Origin of the sequence: uncultured Winogradskyella sp. (assembly GCF_947498345.1) — a bacterium.
Lineage (GTDB): Bacteria > Bacteroidota > Bacteroidia > Flavobacteriales > Flavobacteriaceae > Winogradskyella.
Window position 1 is genome coordinate 1 of sequence record NZ_CANMJY010000024.1, and the last position, 1,481, is coordinate 1,481.

At 32.3% G+C, this 1,481-nt stretch carries 1 pseudogene; it reads right to left on the reverse strand.

Annotated elements, in window-relative coordinates:
* Positions 1–57: 57 nt before the first annotated feature.
* Positions 58–1,391, reverse strand: a pseudogene (locus Q0912_RS17445) (IS3 family transposase).
* Positions 1,392–1,481 lie beyond the last annotated feature (90 nt).

Genomic DNA, 1,481 nt, shown 5'->3' on the forward strand with positions numbered 1-1,481 from the left:
TGTATGTCTTCAAATAAAGTTGAACTTTTCTGTTAGAAATTTAAGCGAGAAGTTTTACTAATTTAAGCTAAATTTTTGATATTGATTTTTTCTTTGTTTCAAGGTTCTTTTTTTAGTTAATATTCGTTGTTTAATTTTAGTTTCTGCCTTTCCATAATATACATCTGCTGGCGTTAAATTTTGTAAAGATTCATGATATCTTTCAAAGTTATAGTACTGTACAAAATCAGTTAGTTTATTTTCTAACTGCCCAGGACTATAATAATTATCAAGTTTTACAATATTCTTCATAGAGCGATGGTACCGTTCAATTTTTCCTTGTGTTTGAGGATGTAATGGTCTTCCTCTTACGTGTTTTATATCTAAATCTTGTAAATAATCTGCTAGTTGATTAGAGACGTAACAAGATCCATTGTCAGACAGCAATTTAGGTCTTGATTGACTGGGGTTTGTTTTTATTAAAGCTTCGTCCAAAGTGTCAATGACGTCATCTGCTTTCATCGTAGAACAAAGCTTCCATGTCACAATAAATCTGCTATAGTCATCCAATACCGTTGATAGATAATACCATCCCCATCCCATAATTTTAAAATATGTAAAATCAGTTTGCCACATTTGATTAACTCTAGAGGTTTTATCATGAAAACTATCTGATGCACTAACAATTGTAAAACTTGGAACAGAAATAAGTCCATTGGCCTTTAATATACGGTACACACTTGACTCACTAATATAGTAGCCATAAGTATCTGTAATATGCCAAGCAAGTTCTCTAGATGATAATTCAGGTTTTTCTAAAGCAATTTCAACAACTTTATTTCTATCCGATATATTGATTTTATTCCAAGTCTCTTGTCTTTTGGATGATTTCCTGGCCAATCCATCATAGCCTCTTTCCAAATAAGAATTATACCAGTTATAAAAGGTTGTCTTATTAAGTTTCAATTCCTTTAGTGTACGAATCACCCCTAGATCAGACTGCTCAACAAGCTTAATAAGCTCATATTTCTCTCTTTGATTATAATGCATATACTTTCGCCTTTTTAATCGTCTCCATTTAAGTTTTTTTTCAAAACCCTATTGTCCAATGAAAGTTCTGCTACTAGTTCCTTTAAGGATTTATTCTCTACTCTTAATTCGTTGACTTCTGTTGTATTAGCTTCCCTTAAGGTATCACCGTTTAAACGCCTCTTTCCCGCATCCATAAAGTCTTTGGTCCACTTATAGTATGTCCCTTGGTTGATTCCTTCTTTTCTACAGAGTTCTGCCACAGTATATTCTCCACGCATACCATCTATGATGATGCGTATTTTTTCTTCTGAACTGAAGAGCTTTCGAGTCTTTCTTTTCATGCCACTAATTAGGGAGCTTGTACTTTGCTTTTTTGTCATTACTATTTGTTTTTAAGATTATAAATTTACTTCTATAATCTCGCTCAAATAACAACTATATCAAGTTCACTTTTTGCTGACGTTATACAA